Raw genomic sequence first — 21164 nt, forward strand, 5'->3', positions numbered from 1 at the left:
TTTCTTCAGCGGCGCTCGACCACCATCGGGGCGATGCGCAGGCTCTCGCGCAGCTGCGTGACGGCCTCGCCGGCTTCGCTGCGCGAGGCGAACGGCCCGGCCTGCAGGCGGTGCGTGCCGGCTTCGCTGAACACGCGCAGCTGCGGCGCCAGCGTCGGCAGGCCGCGCGCCGCCTGGCTCCGCAGGCCCTCGGCGCCATCGCGCTCGCGGAAGGCGCCGAGCTGCACCCAGAAGCCTGCGGCCGCGGCCGAAGACGAGGAGGGCGCAGAGTCCTGCGATGCGGCCCGGGACGCCGGTGGCGGTGCGGTGAGCGGCGCCATCGGCGGGAGGTCGGTGACCATGATCGGCTGGCGGGGCGATGCGGCCTCCGGCTCGGGCGCGGGCGCGGGCCCGGCTTGCGCGATCCGCTCGGCGGGCGTCACCGGCGCGATGGGCGTTTGCGGCGCGACCGGCATTGCCGAGGCCGGCGCTGCAGCGGTCATCGCCACCGGCGCCACCCAGGCCGAGGGCACGGCCACCGGTGCAGCCGCCGCTCGCTGGGGCTGCGCCGGCGCTGGCGAGGCCGAGGCGTACGCCGTTCCCGCATCGCGCCGCCACGCCCCGGTGCGGATGTCCTCGTTCGTGATGCGCTCGATCTCCACCGGCGCCACGCCGCGCAGCAGGTCGAGCTTGAGCGCCGCCGTGTAGCTCAGGTCGATGATGCGGCCGTCGACGAAGGGCCCGCGGTCGTTCACCCGCACGATCACCTCGCGCCCGTTGGCCGGGTTGCGCACCCGCACGTAGCTGGGCAGCGGCAGCGTCTTGTGCGCGGCCGTCATGGCGTACATGTCGTAGGGCTCGCCGCTCGCGGTCGAGGCGCTGTGGAACTTGCGGCCGTACCACGAGGCAATGCCCGATTCGCGGAACGGCCGGTCGTCGGTGATCGGCTGGTAGGCCCGGCCCAGCACCGTGTAGGGCTTGCTGGTGCCGCCGCTGCTGCGGATGGCTTCGACGCGGGGCTCGGCGTCGGGTACGCGGTCGAGGTCGGACGGGATGTTGCTGCCCGGGCCGTCGCGGCCGCTCAGTGCGCCGCCGCCGCTGCGCGTGCCGCTCGCGCAGCCCGCGAGGAGGACGGCGACCGCCACCGCGCAGGCGGCCAGCGCGGGGGTGGCGAGGGAGCGGGTGCGCTCAGCCAAATACCGCCTTCCATAGCGCCAGCATCGCGTCGCGTTCGGCGGCCAGTGCGGGCGGGGTGACCTGGGTCGGTTCTTCGTTGAGGCGCGCGCGGTGCTGCACGCGCCTCAGTTCGCGATAAGCCGCGGCAGCCTTGCGGCCGACGCCGGCGGGCAGCAGGCCGGCTTCTTCCGCGCGCACCAGCAGCGCGATGTTGCCGACGTTGGGAATCAGCTCCGGGTGCCCGCTCGAGGCCGACAGCACCAGGAACTGCACCGCGAACTCGGCATCGACCATGCCGCCGGGGCTGTGCTTGACGTCGAAGCGATCGGCCTTCACCGGCCGTGCGCCGCGCAGCTTGTTGCGCATTGCGATGATCTCGGCCTTGAGCGCCTCGCGGTCGCGCGGCGCCACCAGCACGGCTTCGCGCACCTGATCGAAGCGGGTGCCGAGCGCTGCGCTGCCGAGCACGAAGCGCGCGCGGGTCATGGCCTGGTGCTCCCAGGTCCATGCGGTGTTGCTGCCGCGGCCGAGCTGGTAGCGCTCGTAGGCTTCGAAGCTGGTCGTCAGCAGGCCCGAGTTGCCGTTCGGGCGCAGCGCGGTGTCGATCTCGAACAGGTCGCCCTCGCGCGTCTTCACGGTGAGCCAGTTGATCAGCTTGCGCACGTAGGCCGCGTAGACCTCGCCCGCGCGCTCGTCGTCGTCTTCGTAGACGAACACGATGTCGAGGTCGCTGCCGTAGCCCAGCTCCTTTCCGCCGAGCTTGCCGTAGCCGATGATGGCGAACTGCGGCAGCTCGCGGTGCCTGTTGCGCACATGCGGCCAGCACCAATGGGCGGTCACGCGCAGCGTGGCGTCGGCCAGCGCGCTCAGGTCGTCGGCCACCTGCTCCACCGTGAGGCGGCCGTCCACGTCGCGCGCCAGGGTGCGGAACACCTCGGCGTGGTGGGCATGGCGCAGCAGGTTCAGCAGGCGCTCCTCGTCGGCTTCGCCGGTGCGGCTGAGCGAGGCGTGGCGCGCCTCGAGTTCGCGCTCGAACTCGGCCGCCATGAAGCGGCCCGAGAGCATTTCGTCGCTCGCGAGTTCGTCGATCACGCCCGGATGCTGCATCAGGTAGCGCGCCGGCCACTTCGCGGCGCCGAGCAATCTCAGCAGCCGTTCCTGCACCGCGGGCCGCTCGACCAGCAGCGCCAGGTAGCTCTCGCGCCGCAGCAGCGGCTCGATCCAGTCGGCCCAGCGCAGGGCGGCGTCCACATGGCGCGGCGTCTGGCCGGGGCCGTCGCCGTCGGGCTCCTTCAGCCATTGCCCGGTGCGCTGCACCAGCTGGCGCAGCCGTGCGCGCGTTTCCTCGCGCAGCGCCAGCACGCGGGGCTGCTCGCACCAGTTGCGGATACGGTCGGCAAAGGCCGGCGGCAGGTCATCGAGCAGGTCGGCCAGGTCGGTGGGGGCGGCCGCCTTCTTGCCGTTGCATTTGCCGTTGCAGGGCTTCTCGCCGCCGAGCAGCTTGTCGAACTCCTGCGCCACGAACTCGCGGTGCGTGTCGAGCTGCTCGAGGAACGGGCAGCAGCCGGCGTAGCCCATGGTCTGCGCGATCCAGCGCAGGTCGTCGTCGGCCACCGGCAGCACGTGGGTCTGCTGGTCGTCCAGGTACTGGATGCGGTGCTCCACGCGGCGCAGGAATTCGTAGGCCGCCGCCAGCGTGTCGGCGGTTTCCTGCGGCATCAGGCCGGCGCGCGCGAGCCGCTGCAGTGCGTCGAGCGTGGGGCGCGTGCGCAGTTCGGGGAACTGGCCGCCGCGTACCACCTGCAGCAGCTGCACGGTGAACTCGATCTCGCGGATGCCGCCGCGAGAGAGCTTGACGTCGTTGGCGCGCTCGGGCCGCCCCGCGCTGCGGCGGGCCGACTGCTCGCGGATCTGCCGGTGCAGCGTGCGCAGCGAATCGAACACGCTGTAGTCCAGGTAGCGGCGGAACACGAAGGGCAGCACGGTGGCGCGCAGGCCCTGCGCAAGGCCGTCGGCGACCACGTCGCGCGGCGCGACCACCCGGCTCTTCATCCAGGCAAAGCGCTCCCACTCGCGGCCCTGCACCTGGAAATATTCTTCGAGCGCATCGAGCGACACCACGCTGGGCCCGGAATTGCCGTTCGGCCGCAGCGCAAGGTCGACGCGGAACACGAAGCCGTGCTCGGTGGTGTCGCCCACCAGCGCATAGATGCGCTTCACGGCGCGCGAGAAATACTCCTGGTTGGAGAGGCGGCCGCGGCCGTCGGCATCGCCGCGGGTCTCGCCGTCCAGGTCGTACAGGTAGATCAGGTCGATGTCGCTCGACACGTTGAGCTCGCGCGCGCCGAGCTTGCCCATGCCCACCACCCAGAGCTGCGCGCGCTCCCCCTCGGGGCCGAGCGGCGCACCGTGGACCGCGTCGAGTTCCTGGCAGGCGTCGCGGCAGGCGACGTCGAGCGCGAATTCCGCGAGTTCGGTCACGGCGGTGGTCACCACGGCCAGCGGCGCCTGGTCATCGCAATCGAGGGTGACAAGGCGTTCCATCACGAGCTGCCGCACAATGCGCAACGCATCGCCGACGCCGTCCCCGCGTTCGCGCAGTGCCTCGTAGGCCTTCGACATCGACTCGCGCCGCGGCGCGCCAGGGGAAAGCAATGCAAGCTCGGCCGCATACCTGCGGCGCAGGCGCTGGACGAAGCGCGAATAGGAAGAGAGCGCGACCTCGGTCGCGGCTGTCGATGGCGTGGCTGGCAACTGGTTCACACTGGTGTTGGTTTCCGTGGAACCCCTCTGAATGCTGGCGGTCATAATTCCGGACACAGCGCGATCCTCAATGAACGACACGGCGTCTTCCCCTTCACGTCTGCTCAAGATCACCGCTGCGACGGCGCGCTGGCTGCTGGGTTTACTGATCGCTGCATGGCTTCTGCTGGCACTGTCAGTGGTTGTCCTACACGCGTGGATTGTGCCGCGAATCGGCGATTACCGTGGCGCGCTCGAGGCACAAGCCAGCAAGGCCATCGGGGTACCCGTGCGCATCGGGTCGATCACCGCCCGTTCCGATAGTCTGTTTCCCGTCTTCGAACTGCGCGACGTGGTGCTGCACGACGCCCAGAAGCGGGAAGCCCTGCGCCTCGTTCGGGTGGTGGCGAGCGTGTCGCCGCGCTCGCTGTGGCGCCTCAATTTCGAGCAGCTCTACATCGAGGGGCCGCAGGTCGACGTGCGCCGCGATGCACTCGGCAAGCTGCACGTGGCGGGCCTGCACATGGACACCGACACCACCGGAGAGACCCGCGCCGCCGACTGGTTTTTCGCCCAGCGCGAGCTGGTGGTCGAAGGCGGCACCGTGCGCTGGACCGACGAGCAGCGCCAGGCCGAGCCCCTGCTGTTGACCGATGTGCGCTTTGTCGCGCGCAACAGCGCCCGGCGCCACGGCCTCAGGCTCGATGCCACGCCGCCGGTTGGATGGGGCGAGCGCTTCACGCTGCGCGGGCAGTTCCGCCAGCCGCTGCTGTCGGTGCGCTCGGGCCGCTGGCAGACCTGGGACGGCCAGTTCTATGCCGACCTGCCCTACATGGACGTCACCCGCCTGGGCCGCTATGTCTCCCTCGACGCCCGCATCCGCGAAGGCAACGGCGCGCTGCGCCTCTGGGCCGACGTGAAGAGGGGCCAGATCGTGGGCGGCGCGGCAGACCTCGGGCTCAACCGCATCGATGCCTCGCTGGGCCGGGGCCTGCAGCCGCTGGTGCTGCGCGCGGTGACCGGACGGCTGGCCGGCCAGCTGGACGACGAAAAGCTCGAGTTCTCGACCACCGCCCTGCAGTTCGACACCGCGGACGGCATGCGCTGGCCCGGCGGCAACCTGTGGCTGCAGCACTCGCCCGCGCGGGGCCGCACGCCGGAGCAGGGCGCCTTGCGCGCCGACCGGCTCGACCTGGCCGCACTGGCCCTCATTGCCGACCGGCTGCCGCTGGGCGATGCCACGCACCGCGTGCTCGATGCCTATGCGCCGCGCGGGCTGGTCGAGCGCATCGACCTGAACTGGCAAGGTTCGCTGGGCGCGCCCGAGCGCTACCAGGCCAAGGGGCGGATCAGCGGCCTGCGCGTCGCATCGCAGCCGGCGGCCCCGCCTGAAGCCACCCCCGTCCCGCCGGCCACCGCAGCCAGACCCACCGGCGCCGCGCCGGCGGCCCAGCGGCCGCACGCCGGCGCGCCCGGCCTGAGCGGCGCCACCATCGAGTTCGACGCCACCCAGGCCGGCGGCAGTGCCGCACTGTCGATGGCGCAGGGCGCGCTCGAATTTCCGGGCGTGTTCGAGGAGCCGGTCATTCCCATCGACCGGCTCGCGGCCCAGCTGCAGTGGAAGCTCGACAAGGGCCATGCGCAATTGCAGGTTTCCAAGCTGCGCTTCGCCAATGCCGATGCCGACGGCGAAGCCGAAGCCAGCTGGCGCACCAGCGATCCCGCCGTGTCCCGCGGGCAGTCGCTCTACCCCGGCGTGCTCGACCTGCAGGGCAAGCTGACCCGCGCCGACGGCACGCGCGTGTTCCGCTACCTGCCGCTCGAGATTCCCCAGCACACGCGCGACTACGTGCGCGATGCGGTCACCAAGGGCACGGCCAGCAGCGTCGACTTCCGCGTGCGCGGCGACCTGCACGACATGCCGTTCATGGACCCGAAGCAGGGCGAATTCCGCATCGCGGCCAAGGTGGCCGACGTTAACTACGCCTATGTGCCGCCGGCCTCGGCCATTGCCGCGTCGACGGCATCGAAGGCGCCGGCCTCCGCGGCGCGCAGCGGCGCGCCGGCGCCGGCCTGGCCCGCGCTCACCGGGCTCTCGGGCGAACTGGTGTTCGAGCGCGCGGGCATGCTGGTGCGCAATGCGCGCGGGCGGCTGGCCGGCGCCACCGGCATCGAGGTGACCAAGGCCGAGGCGCAGATTGCCGACATGTCGCACCATGCCTCGCTGCTGCGCGTCGATGCCCAGGCCAAGGGCCCGCTCGCCGAACTGCTGCGCGTGGGCGCGCCGCTGGCCGGGGAAACCGGCGAGGCGCTGTCCCGCGTGCGCGCCACCGGCACGGCCGACTACCGCCTGCATCTCGAACTGCCGCTGGCCGCACTCGAGGCGGCCAAGGTCCAGGCCAGCATCGCGCTCGCCGACAACGAGCTGCAGCTGGTGCCCGAGGCGCCGTCCTTCACCCATGCGAAGGGCGTCGTCGGCTTCACCGAAACGGGGTTTTCGCTGGCCGGCGTCAACGCCAGGCTGCTCGGTGGCGACGTCCGGGTCGAAGGCCGCGGCCGCTTCGCCGGGCCCAACCGCGAGGTGGCATTGAAGGCGCAGGGCACCGCAACGGCCGAAGGCCTGCGCGCTGCGCGCGAGGCCGACTGGCTCACGCGCATTGCGGCCAAGGCGAGCGGCAGCACGCCTTATGCGGTCACCTTCTCGATGCGCGACGGCGCGCCGGAGTTCTCGCTCACCAGCACGCTGCAGGGCCTGGCCCTGCAGCTGCCCGCACCGCTCGTGAAGACGGCGGACGAACAGATGCCGCTGCGCATCGAGAAGAAGGTGCTGCAGCGCGAGACCCGGGCGGGCGCCGCCGTCGCCGTGCAGGACCAGCTCTCGATGGAGCTCGGCCGCATCGGCGCCGCCCACTATGTGCGCGACATCTCCGGCACCGAAGCGCGCGTGCTGCGCGGCAGCATCGGCATCGGCCTTGCCGCGGGCGAGACCGCCCCCTTGCCCGACAAGGGCGTGCTGGCCAACGTCAACGTGGCGAAGCTCGACATGCCCGCGTGGCAGGCGCTGGTCGGCGACACCGGAGGCAGCGCGCCCGAAGCGGCGGGCGGCGCCGAGCGGCCCGAAGACGCGGCCACGGGCTACCTGCCCACGCGCATTGCGGTGCGGGCGCAGGAACTCGGCATCGCGGGGCGCACGCTGCACAACGTGGTGCTCGGCGGCACGCGCGACGGCGCGCTCTGGCGCGCCAACATCGACGCCACCGAACTGAGCGGCTATGCCGAGTACCGCCACGCCCAGGCCGGGCGGCTCTATGCGCGGCTTGCGCGGCTCAAGATTGCGCCCACCGAGGCCAGGCAGGTCGAAACCCTGCTCGACGAGCAGCCGGGCACGCTGCCCGCGCTCGACATCGTCATCGACGACTTCGAGTTGCTGGGCAAGCGCCTGGGCCGCGCCGAGATCGATGCCGTCAACCGCGGCGGCGCGGGCCGCGAATGGATGCTCAACAAGTTGAGCTTCACCATGCCCGAGGCCAGTTTTTCGGCCAAGGGCACCTGGGCCGCCGCGCCGGGCGGCACCCCCGGGCGCGCAGAGCAGCGCCGCACGGCCATGACCTTCAGGCTGGACATCGCGGACGCCGGCGACCTGCTCACGCGCTTCGGCATGTCCGGCGTCCTGCGGCGCGGCAGCGGGCGGCTCGAAGGCGACGTCAACTGGCGCGGCTCGCCGTTCTCGCTCGACTATCCGAGCCTGGGCGGGCAGCTCCAGGTCAACGTCGAATCGGGCCAGTTCCTCAAGGCCGACCCCGGGCTTGCCAAGCTGCTCGGCGTGCTGAGCCTGCAGGCGCTGCCGCGCCGGCTCACGCTGGATTTCCGCGATGTCTTCAGCCAGGGCTTCGCCTTCGACTTCATCCGCGGCGACGCAAAAATACACAACGGCATCGCGAGTACCAACAACCTGCAGATGAAGGGCGTGAACGCGGGCGCGCTGATGGACGGCTCGGCCGACATCGTGCGCGAAACGCAGGACCTGCGCGTGGTGGTGGTGCCCGAGATCAACGCCGGCACGGCCGCGCTGGTGGCCACCGCGATCAACCCTGCGATCGGCCTGGGCACCTTCCTTGCGCAGTGGGTGCTGAGCAAGCCGCTTGCGGCCGCGGCCACGCAGGAGTTCCACATCGAAGGCACCTGGGCCGACCCCAAAATAGCCAAGGTGCCACGATCCATCCTGCCGAACGTACCCGGCCCCGCCGCGGCGCCGGCCGGTGGGCAGGGCAAGTGAAAACGGAGACCACGCAATGAAAGTCGCAGCCATCCAGATGGTGTCGGCCATCGCCCGCGAAGCCAACCTCGCGCGCGCCCACGGCCTGCTCGCGCAAGCCGCGGCCGCAGGCGCCGAGCTCGCGGTGCTGCCCGAGTATTTCTGCATGATGGGCGCGCGCGACACCGACAAGCTCGGGCTGCGCGAGACCGCCGGCGCGGGCGCCGTGCAGGGCTTTCTTGCCGATGCGGCGCGCGAGTTCGGGCTCTGGATCGTGGGCGGCACCCTGCCCATCGAAAGCGGCGACGCCGAGCACGTGTTCAACAGCTCGCTGTGCTACGCGCCCGACGGCCGATGCGTGGCGCGCTACGACAAGATCCATCTCTTCTTCTTCGACAACGGCAGCGAGCGCTACGACGAGCGCCGCGTCATCGCGCCGGGCGCCGAGCCCGTGGTGTTCGAGCTGCCCTCGCGCGACGGCCACCGCTGGCGCGTGGGCATGAGCGTCTGCTACGACCTGCGCTTTCCCGAGCTGTACCGCGCGCTCGCCAAACGGGGCGCCGAGCTGCTGCTGGTGCCCAGCGCCTTCACCCGCACCACGGGCGCCGCGCACTGGGAAGTGCTGCTGCGCGCGCGGGCCATCGAGAACCTGGCCTGGGTGGTGGCGCCCGCGCAGGGCGGCACGCACGAGAACGGCCGCCACACCTGGGGCCAGTCGATGGTGGTCGACCCCTGGGGCACGGTGGTGGCGCAGCAGGCGAGCGAAGAGGGCGTGGTGCTGTTCGACCTCGATGCCGGGCAGATCGAGCGCGTGCGCACCCAGCTGCCCGTTCTCTCGCACTGCGTGCTCTAGATGGAGGAGGCCGCCCTGACTGTCGCACCGCCGCGGTGGGCGCTGTCGGCGTTCGCGCGGCTGCGCTCGCTGTGGCAGCGCTGGTTCCTCTGGCTGATCCTGGCCGTGCTGGTGTCGGCGCTGCTGGTCACGGTGGTGTGGCTCGCGGGCCGGCACGAGGTCGAGCAGGTGCAGGCGAACCTCGACCGCGACACCGCCGACGCGGTCTCGGACCTTCGCATCGGCCTGCAGCGCAACGCCCAGAGCCTGCGCGCCACCCAGGCCGCGGGCCTGGACCGCACGCACTGGCCCGAAGCCGCCGCCTCCCTGCTGCGCGAGCACCGCGAGTGGCTCCGGCTCGAATGGCGCGATGCCGCGCTGCGTCCGCTCGAAGCGGTGAACACGCCCTACCGCATGCGGCTGATCGCCGACGAGAGCCGCGGCGCCGACCAGTCGGACGTGGGGCTCGCCTGCGCGGCCGCGCGCAAGCTCGGCGCGCCGGCCTATTCGCCGAGCCACTACGTGCCGATCCTCGGCGGAGGCGGCGTCGAGGTGATGGAACTCTGCGTGCCGATCGACGCGGGCGGCTTCCTGGTGGCGAGCTACTCGCTGCGCGACACGCTCATCGAGCTGGTCGGCCCCACGCTCACGCGCGGCCAGGAGGTGGCCTTCACCGAGGCCGACGGCACGCGCCTGGTGGCGCTCGGCACCTCGCGCCGCACCGGGACGCGCGTCTTCACCTCGCAGCAGCTGATCGACCTGCCCGGCGCCGCGCTGATGCTGCGCGTGGACGGCTGGCGCGCCGCGCCCGATCTTTTTCCGAACGTCCTGACGGCGCTGGTCACTGCGATTTCGATTGCGCTGGTGTCGGTGCTGGTGCTGCTCGCGCGCGACACGCGCCGCCGGCTGCGCGCCGAACGCGACCTGGCCGATGCGCTGGCCTTCCGCAAGGCGATGGAAGACTCGGTCATCACCGGCCTGCGCGCACGCGACCTGCAGGGGCGCATCACCTACGTGAACCCCGCGTTCTGCGAAATGGTCGGCTTCAGCCCCGAAGAGCTGATGGCCGGCAGCGGCGAAGCCATCGAGGCGCCCTACTGGCCCACCGAGCTGGCGCACGAATACCAGCAGCGGCAGGCCCGCCGGCTGGCCGGCGGCATGCCGCCGCGCGAGGGCTTCGAGTCGGTCTTCATGCGCAAGGACGGCACGCGCTTTCCGGTGCTCATCTTCGAGGCCCCGCTGATCAACGCGCAGCGCGTGCAGACCGGCTGGATGAGTGCCTTCATCGACATCAGCGAGCAGCGCCGCATCGAGGAACTCTCGCGCGCCAGCCAGGAACGGCTGCAGGCCAGTGCGCGGCTGGCCACGGTGGGCGAAATGGCCTCGCTGCTGAGCCACGAACTCACGCAGCCGCTGGCCGCCATCGCCAGCTATGCGACGGGGTCGCTCAACATGCTGGGCCCCCACGCCAAGGGCGAGCAGGCCGAAGTGGCCATGGCGGTGCGGCGCATTGCCGAGCAGGCCGACCGCGCCGGCCAGGTGATCCGCAGCGTGCACGACTTCGTGCGCCGCCGCGACCGCACGCGCGAGGCCGTGGCGCCGCAGGCGCTGATCGACGCGGTGCTGCCGCTGGTGCGGCTGCAGGCGCGCAAGCTCGGCGTGAGCATCGAGGTGGTGCTCGAAGACCGCCTGCCTCCGGCCGTGTGCGACCGCACGCTGGTCGAGCAGGTGCTGCTGAACCTCGCGCGCAATGCCATGCAGGCCATGGACACGCCGGAGCACGTGGGCGAGCGCGTGCTGCGGCTGCGCGTGTCGCGTGTCGTCGCGGTCGGCGGCCCGGCGGGGGCCGAGGACGCGCGGCGCTGGCTGGAGTTTGCAGTGGCCGACCTCGGCTGCGGCATCAGCGAAGAGGTGGCGGGCCGCCTCTTCACGCCCTTCTTCACCACGCGCGCCGACGGCATGGGCCTGGGCCTGAGCCTGTGCCGCACCGTGGTGGAGCAGCATGGCGGGGTGCTCGTTTTCGAGCCCAACCGGCCCCGGGGCACCGTGTTCCGGTTTACCCTGCCGAGCACATGATTTACTCCCAGGCTTTTGCGCCCGTTTCCGGAATCGACATGACATGCAACCCCTGATCGACGGCCTGATCTTCATCGTGGACGACGATGCCAGCGTGCGCGAGGCGCTGGCCTGGCTGCTGCGCTCGCGCCGCCTGGAGAGCGAGCACTTCGCGAGCGCCGAGGCCTTCGAGCTGCGCCTGGCCGAGGGCCCGCTGCCCGATCAGCCGCTGTGCCTGCTGCTGGACGTGCGCATGCCGGGCACCAGCGGGCTGGTGCTGTTCGACCGGCTCGCCGAGCGCGGCCTGCTGGACGCCATGCCGGTGATCTTCCTGACCGGCCATGCCGACGTGCCCACGGCCGTGGATGCGGTGAAGCGCGGTGCCTTCGACTTCTGCGAGAAGCCGTTCTCGGACAACGCCCTGGTCGACCGCATCGAGCAGGCGCTGGGCGCTTCGCTGCGGGCGCTGGAGGTGCGGCGCGTGCGGCGCAGCCTGGCCGGCCGCATCGCCGAACTGACCGACCGCGAGCGCGACGTGATGCGGCTCGTGGTCGAGGGCCTGCCGAACAAGCTGATCGCCGATCAGCTGGCGATCAGCGTGCGCACGGTGGAGGTCCACCGCGCACGCGTGTTCGACAAGATGGAAGTGAAATCGGCGGTCGAGCTGGCCAACCGCCTGCGGGATCTCTAGGAGATCAGACCTTTTCCGCCACGAAGATCTCGACGCGGCGGTTCTGGGCGCGGCCTGCCGGCGTGCTGTTGTCGGCCAGCGGTTCGCGCGAGCCGCGGCCGTCGGTCGTGATGGCCGTGGTCGAGACGCCGCGGCTCACCAGGTGGTTGCGCACGCTGTCGGCGCGGCTCACCGAGAGGCGCTCGTTGCCTTCCTCGCTGCCGGTGTTGTCGGTGTGGCCCACCACGCGCACGCTGGCCGCGGCGGCGCTGCGCAGGCCTTCGGCCACGTTGTCGAGCACCTGGGCCAGGTTGCGCTTGACGTTGGCGCGGCCCACGTCGAACGACAGTTCGTTGGGAACCACGAGATGCAGCTGGTTGTCCGCGGTCTGCTCGATCACCACGCCCGTGCCCTTGGTGGAATTTTCCAGCTCGGTCTTGAGCGCCGCCAGGCGCGCAGTCCAGCTGTTGGCAGGCGCAGCCGCCTGGGCGGCCGGCGCGGCGGCCGGTCCCGGCGCGGGCGATTGCGAGGCGCACCCCGCAACGAACAATGCGGCCGCAGCCGCACCCGAAACAACAAGCTTCCTCATGAGTTTTTCCCTCTTTGTGAACATGAAACGATGACGATGGGCGCCGGCCGCTCCCGCACGGCCGGCTTTCTTTTTATATCAGCCGATTCGGTCAGCCCCGCGGCGCGCGCTCGCCCACGTAGATCTCGACGCGGCGGTTCTGCGCCCGGCCGGCATCGCTGTTGTTGTTGGCGATCGGCTCGTGCGAGCCGCGTCCTTCGATGCGGAAGGCCGCGGCGCTCACGCCGCGCGCCACCAGGTAGTCGCGCGTGCTGGCGGCGCGGTCGACCGACAGCGGGTTGTTGATGGCGTCCGAGCCGGTGTTGTCGGTGTGGCCGATGATGCGCACCTCGGCGTTCGGGTTGTTGCGCAGGCCGCTCGCGAACTGGTCGAGCACCGGCGCGAAGTTGGGCTTGATGTTGGAGCGGCCCACGTCGAAGGAGACGTCGCTCGGGATCTGGAGCTTGAGCTCGTTGTTCGGGGTTTGGGTCACGGCCACGCCGGTGCCCTGGGTGGCGGCTTCCATCTGGCGCTTCTGGTTTTCCATGCGCTGCGACCACAGATAGCCGCCGAGCGCGCCGGCTGCGGCGCCGACCACGGCACCCGTGCCGATGGCGCCGCGGTTGCCGCCGGTGGCCGAGCCGATGGCCGCGCCGCCCAGTGCGCCGATGCCGGCGCCGATGCCGGTGTTGCGCTGGGTCTCGGTCATGCCGCCGGCACAGCCGGACAGGACGAGGGCGGCAGCGGTGGTGGCGAGTACAAACTTTTTCATGGCAATCCCTTTCAAGGTTGAATCAGGCGGGCCACAGCTTAGCCTCGGCGAACCTGCGATGGTACGGCCTTACCAGCTTGCAGGAAAGAAGAAAACTTTCTGCAAAGCCCCGTGAATGCTGCGATGATTGCTACTAAAGTAATAGCTTGTAGCCTGTTCTCCGACATGCCGCCGCGGCTTTTGGCTACGCAAGTAATTCACGCTTCGGGCGGGGGATTCTTTTTCTCGTCGGCTTCGCTGCCATCGGCGGTTTCGTCGTCGCCGTGCAATTCGCCTTTTTTTCGACCGGAAAACATGGTCCACCAGACGATCAATATGAACACGAGCCCGGCCCCGAGGGCTTCAAGCAAAATCAAACCCATGAGAAATGGACTCCAGTGGCTGGTTGGGCTCGCGATCGTAGCAACGCTGGCCGGCTGCTCGATTGCCCCGCGCACGCCCGACGCCCCGGCCCGGCCGGCCGCCACGCCGCCGCGCGACCTCGGACCGCTGACCGGTTCGCTCGCGCACCCCAAGAGCCGGTGGGTGCCCGTCGGCTGGTCGGAGCTGCCGGGTTTCGGCGACGACCCGCTGCACGAAGCCTGGATTGCGCTCCTGGCCAATTGCGCGCGGCCCAACGCCGCCTTTGCGCCGCTGTGCCGCGACGTGCGCCAGCTGGCCATCGCCACGCCCGAGGAGCAGCGCCAGTGGATGACCGACAGGCTGCAGCCCTACCGCGTGGAGTCGCTCGCGGGCTCGAGCGAAGGCAAGCTCACGAGCTACTACGAGCCGGTGTACGAGGCGTCGCGCGTGCCCACCGCCACCTTCAGCGTGCCGATCTACCAGGCGCCCGACGGGCTGGTGCCGCGCCGCCCCTGGTACACCCGCCAGGAAATCGAAACCCTGCCCGAAGCCCAGGCCGCGCTGCGCGGCCGCGAGATCGCATGGATGGCCGACCCCATCGACGCGCTGATGCTGCACATCCAGGGCTCGGGGCGCCTTCGCATCACCGAGGCCAACGGCATCCAGCGCACCGTGCGCGTGGCGTTCTCGGCCACCAACGAACAGCCGTACAAGAGCGTGCAGCAATGGCTGATCGGCCAGGGCGTGGCCAAGGTCGGCAAATGGCCCGACGACACCAAGGCATGGGCCGCGCAGAACCCGCAGCGCGTGACGCAGCTCTTGTGGAGCAATCCGCGCTACGTGTTCTTCCGCGAGGAAACCATGAGCGAGCTCGACGCCGCCTTTGGCCCGCGCGGTGCGCAGGGCGTGCCGCTGACGGCCGGGCGCTCCATCGCCGTCGACCGCGACAGCATCCCGTACGGCACGCCGGTCTGGCTCGCATCGAGCGGGCCGGCGGCGCAGCTGCAGAAGCTGGTGGTGGCGCAGGACACCGGCAGCGCCATCGTCGGCGCGGTGCGCGCGGACTACTTTGCCGGCACTGGCGCCGACGCGGGGCGCCTGGCCGCCAGCATGAACCAGCCGCTGCGCCTGTGGGCGCTGTGGCCAAGGCAAACGCCGGCGCCCTGAGCCGTTTCACGCGGGTGTCATGCGAAGTGCCTAACTTCGCGGGTTGGTTTCTTTTCCAACCCACGAAAGTAATTGCGCATGACCGCAAACACCCGTACCGACGCCAATGGCATCGATCTTGACGACATCGGCACCAACCCCACTTCGAATCCGTCCTTCACCGACCTGGTCGCTTCGCGCCTGAGCCGCCGGCAACTGTTCGGCCTGGGTGTCGGCACCGCCAGCACCGCATTGCTGCAGGCCTGCGGCGGCGGCGGCGATGGTGGCGTGGCTTTCCCGATCATTCCGCCCGCACCGGCGCCCGCTCCTGCGCCGGCACCGGCGCCAGCCCCCGCGCCGGCGCCCGCACCGGCCAAGCTCGGCTTCAATGCCGTGGCCAAGAGCCTTGCCGACGTGGTCACCGTGCCCGCCGGCTACACCGCGAGCGTGCTCTACCGCCTGGGCGACCCGATCGCCGCGGGCGTGGCCGCCTACAAGAACGACGGCACCGACGATCCGGCCACCTACGACCGCCGCGCCGGCGACCACCACGACGGCATGACCTTCTTCGGCATGAATGCGTCGAACAAGTGGGACGCGGCCAACGCCTCGCGCGGCCTGCTCGTGATGAACCACGAAGCCATCACCCCTCTGTTCCTGCACCCCGCCGGCCAGACCATCAGCGGCACCGGCAACGCGGCGGTGCGCACCTCCGCCGACGAAGTGCTGCGCGAGTTCTACCTGCACGGCGTGAGCGTGATCGAGGTCAACAAGAGCGGCAGCGCCTGGAGCTACAAGCAGGACTCGAGCTTCAACCGCCGCGTCCACACGCTCACCGAAATGGCGTTCTCGGGCCCGGCCGCCAAGACCGACTACCTGAAGACCAAGTACTCTACCGATGGCAGCAAGACCCGCGGCACGCTCAACAACTGCGCCAACGGCACCACGCCCTGGGGCACCTACCTGACCTGCGAAGAGAACTGGGCCGGCTACTTCCGGCGCATCAAGGCCACCGACGACCCCAGCCGCAGCGCCAAGGAGATCGCCTCGTTCACCCGCTACGGCGTTGCCAGCGCCGGCCGCGAACTCTGGGCCACCGTCACGCCCGACACGGCCGACAACATCTACGGCCGCTGGAATGCCCAGGTGGTCGGCGCCACCGCCACCGACGACTTCCGCAACGGTGCCAACACCTACGGCTGGGTGGTCGAGATCGATCCCTTCAACCCCGCCAGCACCCCCAAGAAGCGCACCGCGCTCGGTCGCTTCGGCCATGAAGGCGCCTGCCTCGGCCCGGTCGTGGTCGGCAAGCCGCTGGTCTGGTACATGGGCGACGACTCGCGCAACGAGTACATCTACAAGTTCGTCTCTGCGAAGAACTGGGATGCGGCCGACGTGGGCGGCGGCATCGCGGCCGGCGACAAGTACATGGACGACGGCCGCCTCTACGTGGCCAAGTTCAACGCCGACGGCACCGGCGCATGGCTCGAGCTGAAGCTCGGCGTGAACGGCATCACCGCGAGCAACCCGGCCTACGCCTTTGCCGATGCGGCCGATGTGGTGGTCAACGCGCGCCTGGCCGCGGACGCCGCCGGCGCGACCAAGATGGACCGCCCCGAGTGGACGGCCGTCAATCCGAAGACCGGCGACGTCTACGTCACCCTCACCAACACCAACGCCGCCTCGCGCCCCATCACCGCCACCGATGGCGCCAATCCGCGCTTCTACAACGACAAGACGACCGCCGGCGCGGACCAGAAGGGCAATCCGAACGGCCACGTCGTGCGTTTTGCCGACGACAACGCCGACCCGGCCTCGCTGAGCTTCAAGTGGGACGTGTACCTGTTCGGCGCGCGCTCCACCGCCTCGGCCGACGTCAACCTGTCGCAGCTCAGCGCCGACAACGACTTCTCCAGCCCCGACGGCATGTGGTTCAGCCACGCCACCGCCGGCCTGCTCTGGCTGGAGACGGACGACGGCGCCTACACCGACGTCACCAACTGCATGCTGCTGGCCGCGCTGCCCGGCCAGGTGGGCGACGGCGGTGCCAGGACGGTCACCAACGTCGACGGTGCCACCACGCGCACGCAGAACACCTTCGTGGGCAAGGCGCCCGGCACCGATGGCCTGCGCCGCTTCCTCGTCGGCCCGGCCGATTGCGAGATCACCGGCATTGCCGAATCCGGCGATGGCCGTGCGCTGTTCGTGAACATCCAGCATCCGGGCGAAGGCTCGAAGGACATCGGCAATCCGGACGGCTACATCAGCCACTGGCCGGACGGCGCCAAGAGCCGCCCGCGCTCGGCCACGGTGGTCATCACCAAGGATGACGGTGGCCTGATCGGCCTCTGACCGATTGCGCTGCCGCTGCTCCTACCGGGGCAGCGGCAGCGCCGTCTTGTACCTGACCTGCTTGAGCGCAAAGCTCGAGCGGATCTTCTCGATGCCCGGAATCGGCGTGAGCTGTTCCAGGATGAATTTCTCCAGTGCCGCCATGTCGGCCACGGCGATGCGGATCAGGTAGTCGCTGTCGCCCGTCATCAGGTAGCACTCCATCACCTCGTCGTGCTCGGCAATGCGCTGTTCGAAGTCGGCGAGCGACTGCTTGCTCTGCGTCGTGAGGCTGATCGAGATGAACACGTTGAGCCCCAGGCCCAGCGCCTTGGCGCTCGCGAGCGCCACGTAGCGGTCGATCACGCCATTCGCCTCGAGCATCTTCACGCGCGCGAGGCACGGCGAGGGCGAGAGGTGCACGCGCCGCGCCAGTTCCACGTTCGAGAGCGCACCGTCGCGCTGCAGCTCGTCGAGAATGCGCAGGTCGATCGTGTCCAGTTGCATGAAATGCCGCAAAATAAAGATTTGCCGGAATTTTATGCCGCAAGGCTCGCATGGAATTGGCTGCACCGGTAGCTAATTTGTCGCATGGCGGCCTAAAGTGCCGGCATGAACGCCCCGATTTCCGCCGACCAGATGCGCGCGCTGCTGCTCGACACGCCGCTCACGCACGACCCCGACCCTGCCGAGACCGCCGAATGGCGCGATGCCTTCCTGGCGCTGGCCCAGGCGCACGGCCCCCAGCGCGCACGGCAGATGCTGGCGGAACTCGCCCGCCTTGCGCGGCAGCAACGCATCGGCTGGCAGCCCGAGCTCGCGACGCCCTACGTCAACACCATCGCGGTGGAAGACCAGCCGCCGTTCCCGGGCGACCTGGCCGTCGAGGAGCGGCTGGCCTCGCTGATGCGCTGGAATGCGCTCGCGATGGTGGCGCGCGCCAACCAGGCCTATGGCGAGCTCGGCGGCCACATCGCGAGCTATGCGAGCGCGGCCGATCTGTTCGAGACCGGGTTCAATCATTTCTTTCATGCGCGCGATGAAAATCATCGAGGCGATTTGGTGTTCTTCCAGCCTCACAGCGCACCCGGCGTCTATGCGCGTGCCTACCTCGAAGGCCGCCTCGGCGAGGACGACCTCAAGCACTACCGCCAGGAACTGACAGCGCCCGCCTTCACCGAAGGCAGCGGCGCGCGCGGCCTCAGCAGCTATCCGCATCCCTACCTGATGCCGGACTTCTGGCAGTTCCCGACCGGCTCGATGGGCATCGGCCCCATCAGCTCGATCTACCACGCGCGCTTCATGCGCTACCTCACGCACCGCAACCTGCTCGACTGCGAAGGCCGCAAGGTGTGGGGCGTGTTCGGCGACGGCGAGATGGACGAGCCCGAATCGATGAGCGCCCTCACGCTGGCCGCGCGCGAGAAGCTCGACAACCTCGTGTGGGTGGTCAACTGCAACCTGCAGCGCCTGGACGGCCCGGTGCGCGGCAACGGCCGCATCATCGACGAGCTCGAGAAGCTCTTTGCCGGCGCGGGCTGGAACGTCATCAAGCTCGTGTGGGGCAGCGACTGGGACGGCCTCTTCGCGCAGGACGCCAGCGGCGCGCTGGCGCGCGTCTTCGCCGAAACCGTCGACGGCCAGATGCAGACCTTCGCGGCCAAGGACGGCCGCTTCAACCGCGACAACTTCTTCGGCCAGAACCCCGAGCTCGCGCGCCTGGCCGAAGGCATGACCGACGAGCAGATCGACCGCCTCAAGCGCGGCGGCCACGACCTCGTGAAGATCCATGCGGCCTATGCCGCCGCGGCCGCGCACACGGGCCGGCCCACCGTGATCCTCGCCCACACCAAGAAGGGCTACGGCATGGGCAGCGCCGCGCAGGGCAAGATGACCACGCATTCGCACAAGAAGATGGGCGACGTCGACCTGCTCGAATTCCGCGACCGCTTCAGCCTGCCGCTGACCGATGCGCAGGCCATTGCGATGGACTTCTACCGCCCGCCCGAAGACAGCGCCGAGATGCAGTACCTGCGCAGCCACCGCGCCGCGCTCGGCGGTGCCATGCCGCGACGCGAGACCTCGTGCGAGGCGGTGCCCAAGCCCGACATCGCGAGCTACGCGCAGTTCGCCACCGCGGCAGCCGGCAAGGAAATGAGCACCACCATGGCCTTCGTGCGCATGCTGGGCAACCTGCTCAAGGACAAGGCGCTGGGCCCGCGCATCGTGCCCATCGTGGCCGACGAGGCGCGCACCTTCGGCATGGCCAACCTGTTCAAGCAGGTCGGCATCTATTCGAGCGTGGGCCAGCGCTACGCGCCGGAGGACATCGGCTCCGTGCTGAGCTACCGCGAAGCCACCGACGGCCAGATCCTCGAAGAAGGCATCAGCGAAGCCGGCGCCATCGCGAGCTGGACGGCCGCGGCCACCAGCTACAGCGTGCACGGCCTCGCGATGCTGCCCTTCTACATCTACTACTCGATGTTCGGCTTCCAGCGCGTGGGCGACGCCATCTGGGCTGCGGCCGACCAGCGCGCACGCGGCTTTTTGCTGGGCGCCACCTCGGGCCGCACCACCCTCGGCGGCGAAGGCCTGCAGCACCAGGACGGCAGCAGCCACCTCGTGGCTGCGACCATTCCCAACTGCAAGGCCTACGACCCGGCCTATGCGGGTGAGATGGCGGTGATCGTCGATGCGGGCATCCGCGAAATGATGGTCGAGCAGAAGGACGTGTTCTATTACGTCACGCTCATGAACGAAAACTACGCGCAGCCCGACGTGCCCGAGGGCGCGCAGGCGGACATCCTGCGCGGCTGCTATCGCTTCGGCGTGTACGCGCCCGCTTCAGGCAAGGCGAAAAAGAAGGTCACGCTCCTGGGCTCGGGCGCCATCCTCACCGAGGTCGTCAAGGCCGCGCAGCTGCTGGCCGATGAAGGCATCGAGGCCGAGGTGTTCAGCGTGACGAGCTGGAGCGAACTCGCGCGCGACGGCCTGACTTGCGAGCAGCGCGCGATCGCGGGCGAGAAAGAAGCCGGCGTGCCGTTCATCGCGCAGCAGCTCGGCGCGAGCAAAGGCCCGATCGTCGCCGCCACAGACTACGTGCGCGCCGTGCCAGAGAGCGTGCGCGCCTTCCTGCCCGAAGGCCGCCGCTACCTCACGCTGGGCACCGACGGGTTCGGGCGCAGCGACACGCGCGCGGCGCTGCGCAGCTTCTTCGGGGTGGATGCGGCGAGCATCGCGAACGCGGCGCGCCACGCACTCGGCTGAGCCTTCCGGGCGGCGCCTTGCCGGTGCCTTGCCGTGCGGGCCTGCGTTAGAGTCGCAGGCCCCATCCCCTTCGCGCCCATGACCGCCCGCTTCCAATCCATCGCTCCCGGTGCCCGCCTCGCCGACCAGGTGGCCGACGCATTGGCGGCCGAGGTGCGCAGCGGGCGCCTGTCGGAGGGCGACCGTTTGCCGACCGAGGCTGCGCTGGCCGCGCAGTTCGGCGTGAGCCGCACGGTGGTGCGCGAGGCGGTGTCGCGGCTCAAGTCGCTGGGGCTGCTCGATTCGCGCCAGGGCAGCGGCGTGTACGTGCGCGCCGCGGGCGTCGAGCCGCTGCGCTTCGAGATGCCGCACGTGGCTTCGCGCGAGGCGGTGATCCAGATGGTCGAGCTGCGCCGCGCGCTCGAAGCCGAGGTGGCCGCGCTCGCGGCCGAGCGACGCACGCCCGACGACGTGCAGCGCATCCGCGCGGCCATCGACGCGCTGCATGCGGCCGTGGCCGCGGGCGGCAACGGCGCCGAGGAAGACGTGCGCTTTCACCGCGCCATCGCCGAGGCCGCGCGCAACCCGTTCCTGATCGGCACGCTGCAGTACCTGCGGCAGTTCCTGCACGGCGCCACGCGCGTCACGCGCGCCAACGAGGCGCGCCGTGCCGACTTCGCGCGCGAGGTGGCGCAGGAACACGCCCGCATCGTCGAGGCCATCGAGGCCGGCGACGCGCTGCGCGCCCGCGAGGCGGCCAAGTCCCACATGGACAACGCGATCCGCCGCATCGAGCAGGCCGACCCCGCCTTCTGGCAGCAGGAGGGCGCGCAGCTTGCGCGGCCGCTGGTCGAAGGCTGGCCGGTCGGCAGCTGAGCGGCCGCGACACACAAGCTCACCAAAAAGGCGCTGCGGACAACGGCGTCTCCGGGTTTACCCGGGGCAAAGCTCTGAAATCAAATTTGTATGATGACCTGACAAATAAGGCGGCAGTCGCACGAGCCGGCGGCGGCTAGGCCTCTTTCTCATCCAAAGCGGGACAACCCTTTT

General features: G+C 70.1%; 14 protein-coding genes. 8 read left to right on the forward strand and 6 right to left on the reverse strand.

Going from position 1 to position 21164, the window contains the following annotated elements:
- Positions 1 to 5 precede the first annotated feature (5 nt).
- Together EJO66_RS12710 and glnE are read right to left on the reverse strand one after the other, a co-directional pair.
- On the reverse strand, positions 6 to 1175 hold the full coding sequence (locus EJO66_RS12710; RefSeq protein WP_125965388.1) for a septal ring lytic transglycosylase RlpA family protein: 1170 nt from the start codon (positions 1173 to 1175) through the stop codon (positions 6 to 8).
- Positions 1168 to 3963, reverse strand: a complete 2796-nt coding sequence (glnE, locus tag EJO66_RS12715; RefSeq protein ID WP_125965389.1) for a bifunctional [glutamate--ammonia ligase]-adenylyl-L-tyrosine phosphorylase/[glutamate--ammonia-ligase] adenylyltransferase — start codon at positions 3961 to 3963, stop codon at positions 1168 to 1170. Before glnE ends, EJO66_RS12710 begins: the two co-directional genes overlap by 8 nt.
- A 25-nt stretch (positions 3964 to 3988) precedes the next feature.
- Here glnE and EJO66_RS12720 point away from each other — a divergent pair, with 25 nt between their 5' ends.
- The 4 genes from EJO66_RS12720 to EJO66_RS12735 are packed head-to-tail and all read left to right on the forward strand — an operon-like array spanning position 3989 to position 11730.
- Positions 3989 to 8173, forward strand: a complete 4185-nt coding sequence (locus EJO66_RS12720; RefSeq protein WP_125965390.1) for a YhdP family protein — start codon at positions 3989 to 3991, stop codon at positions 8171 to 8173.
- A gap of 16 nt (positions 8174 to 8189) precedes the next feature.
- Complete coding sequence (locus tag EJO66_RS12725) at positions 8190 to 9005, forward strand: carbon-nitrogen hydrolase family protein (protein WP_125965391.1); 816 nt, start codon at positions 8190 to 8192, stop codon at positions 9003 to 9005.
- On the forward strand, positions 9006 to 11060 hold the full coding sequence (locus EJO66_RS12730) for a two-component system sensor histidine kinase NtrB (protein WP_124959105.1): 2055 nt from the start codon (positions 9006 to 9008) through the stop codon (positions 11058 to 11060).
- A 43-nt stretch (positions 11061 to 11103) separates the two neighbouring features.
- Positions 11104 to 11730: a response regulator transcription factor gene (locus tag EJO66_RS12735; protein WP_124959104.1), complete on the forward strand. Its 627-nt coding sequence runs from the start codon at positions 11104 to 11106 to the stop codon at positions 11728 to 11730.
- Between the two features lie 4 nt (positions 11731 to 11734).
- Here the strand turns inward: EJO66_RS12735 and EJO66_RS12740 are convergent, their stop codons facing one another.
- From EJO66_RS12740 to EJO66_RS32545, 3 genes are all read right to left on the reverse strand, one after another.
- Positions 11735 to 12298, reverse strand: coding sequence for an OmpA family protein (locus EJO66_RS12740; protein WP_124959103.1), 564 nt, complete (start codon positions 12296 to 12298; stop codon positions 11735 to 11737).
- Positions 12299 to 12389: 91 nt separating this feature from the next.
- Complete coding sequence (locus EJO66_RS12745; protein ID WP_124959102.1) at positions 12390 to 13049, reverse strand: YiaD family glycine zipper/OmpA-like lipoprotein; 660 nt, start codon at positions 13047 to 13049, stop codon at positions 12390 to 12392.
- Positions 13050 to 13246: 197 nt separating this feature from the next.
- Entirely contained in the window at positions 13247 to 13411 is a 165-nt protein-coding gene (locus EJO66_RS32545) for a hypothetical protein (protein ID WP_164547823.1), read from the reverse strand.
- On the opposite strand from EJO66_RS32545, the gene mltA reads away from it, so the two are divergent.
- The gene (gene mltA / locus EJO66_RS12750) at positions 13410 to 14558 is read left to right on the forward strand and encodes a murein transglycosylase A (RefSeq protein WP_125965392.1); all 1149 of its coding nucleotides are present in this window, start codon (positions 13410 to 13412) and stop codon (positions 14556 to 14558) included. The two genes, EJO66_RS32545 and mltA, sit on opposite strands and share 2 nt — an antisense overlap.
- Positions 14559 to 14636: 78 nt before the next feature.
- Positions 14637 to 16889, forward strand: coding sequence for a PhoX family protein (locus tag EJO66_RS12755; protein ID WP_125965393.1), 2253 nt, complete (start codon positions 14637 to 14639; stop codon positions 16887 to 16889).
- Between the two features lie 21 nt (positions 16890 to 16910).
- On the opposite strand, the gene EJO66_RS12760 is transcribed toward EJO66_RS12755, so the two are convergent.
- Positions 16911 to 17375, reverse strand: a complete 465-nt coding sequence (locus EJO66_RS12760) for an Lrp/AsnC family transcriptional regulator (RefSeq protein ID WP_015867889.1) — start codon at positions 17373 to 17375, stop codon at positions 16911 to 16913.
- A gap of 105 nt (positions 17376 to 17480) precedes the next feature.
- Here EJO66_RS12760 and mdeB point away from each other — a divergent pair, with 105 nt between their 5' ends.
- Entirely contained in the window at positions 17481 to 20135 is a 2655-nt protein-coding gene (gene mdeB / locus EJO66_RS12765; protein ID WP_125965394.1) for an alpha-ketoglutarate dehydrogenase, read from the forward strand.
- A gap of 78 nt (positions 20136 to 20213) precedes the next feature.
- On the forward strand, positions 20214 to 20990 hold the full coding sequence (locus tag EJO66_RS12770; RefSeq protein WP_124959098.1) for a FadR/GntR family transcriptional regulator: 777 nt from the start codon (positions 20214 to 20216) through the stop codon (positions 20988 to 20990).
- Positions 20991 to 21164 lie beyond the last annotated feature (174 nt).

Source organism: Variovorax beijingensis, from assembly GCF_003951285.1.
GTDB classification, from domain to species: Bacteria; Pseudomonadota; Gammaproteobacteria; order Burkholderiales; family Burkholderiaceae_C; genus Variovorax; species Variovorax beijingensis.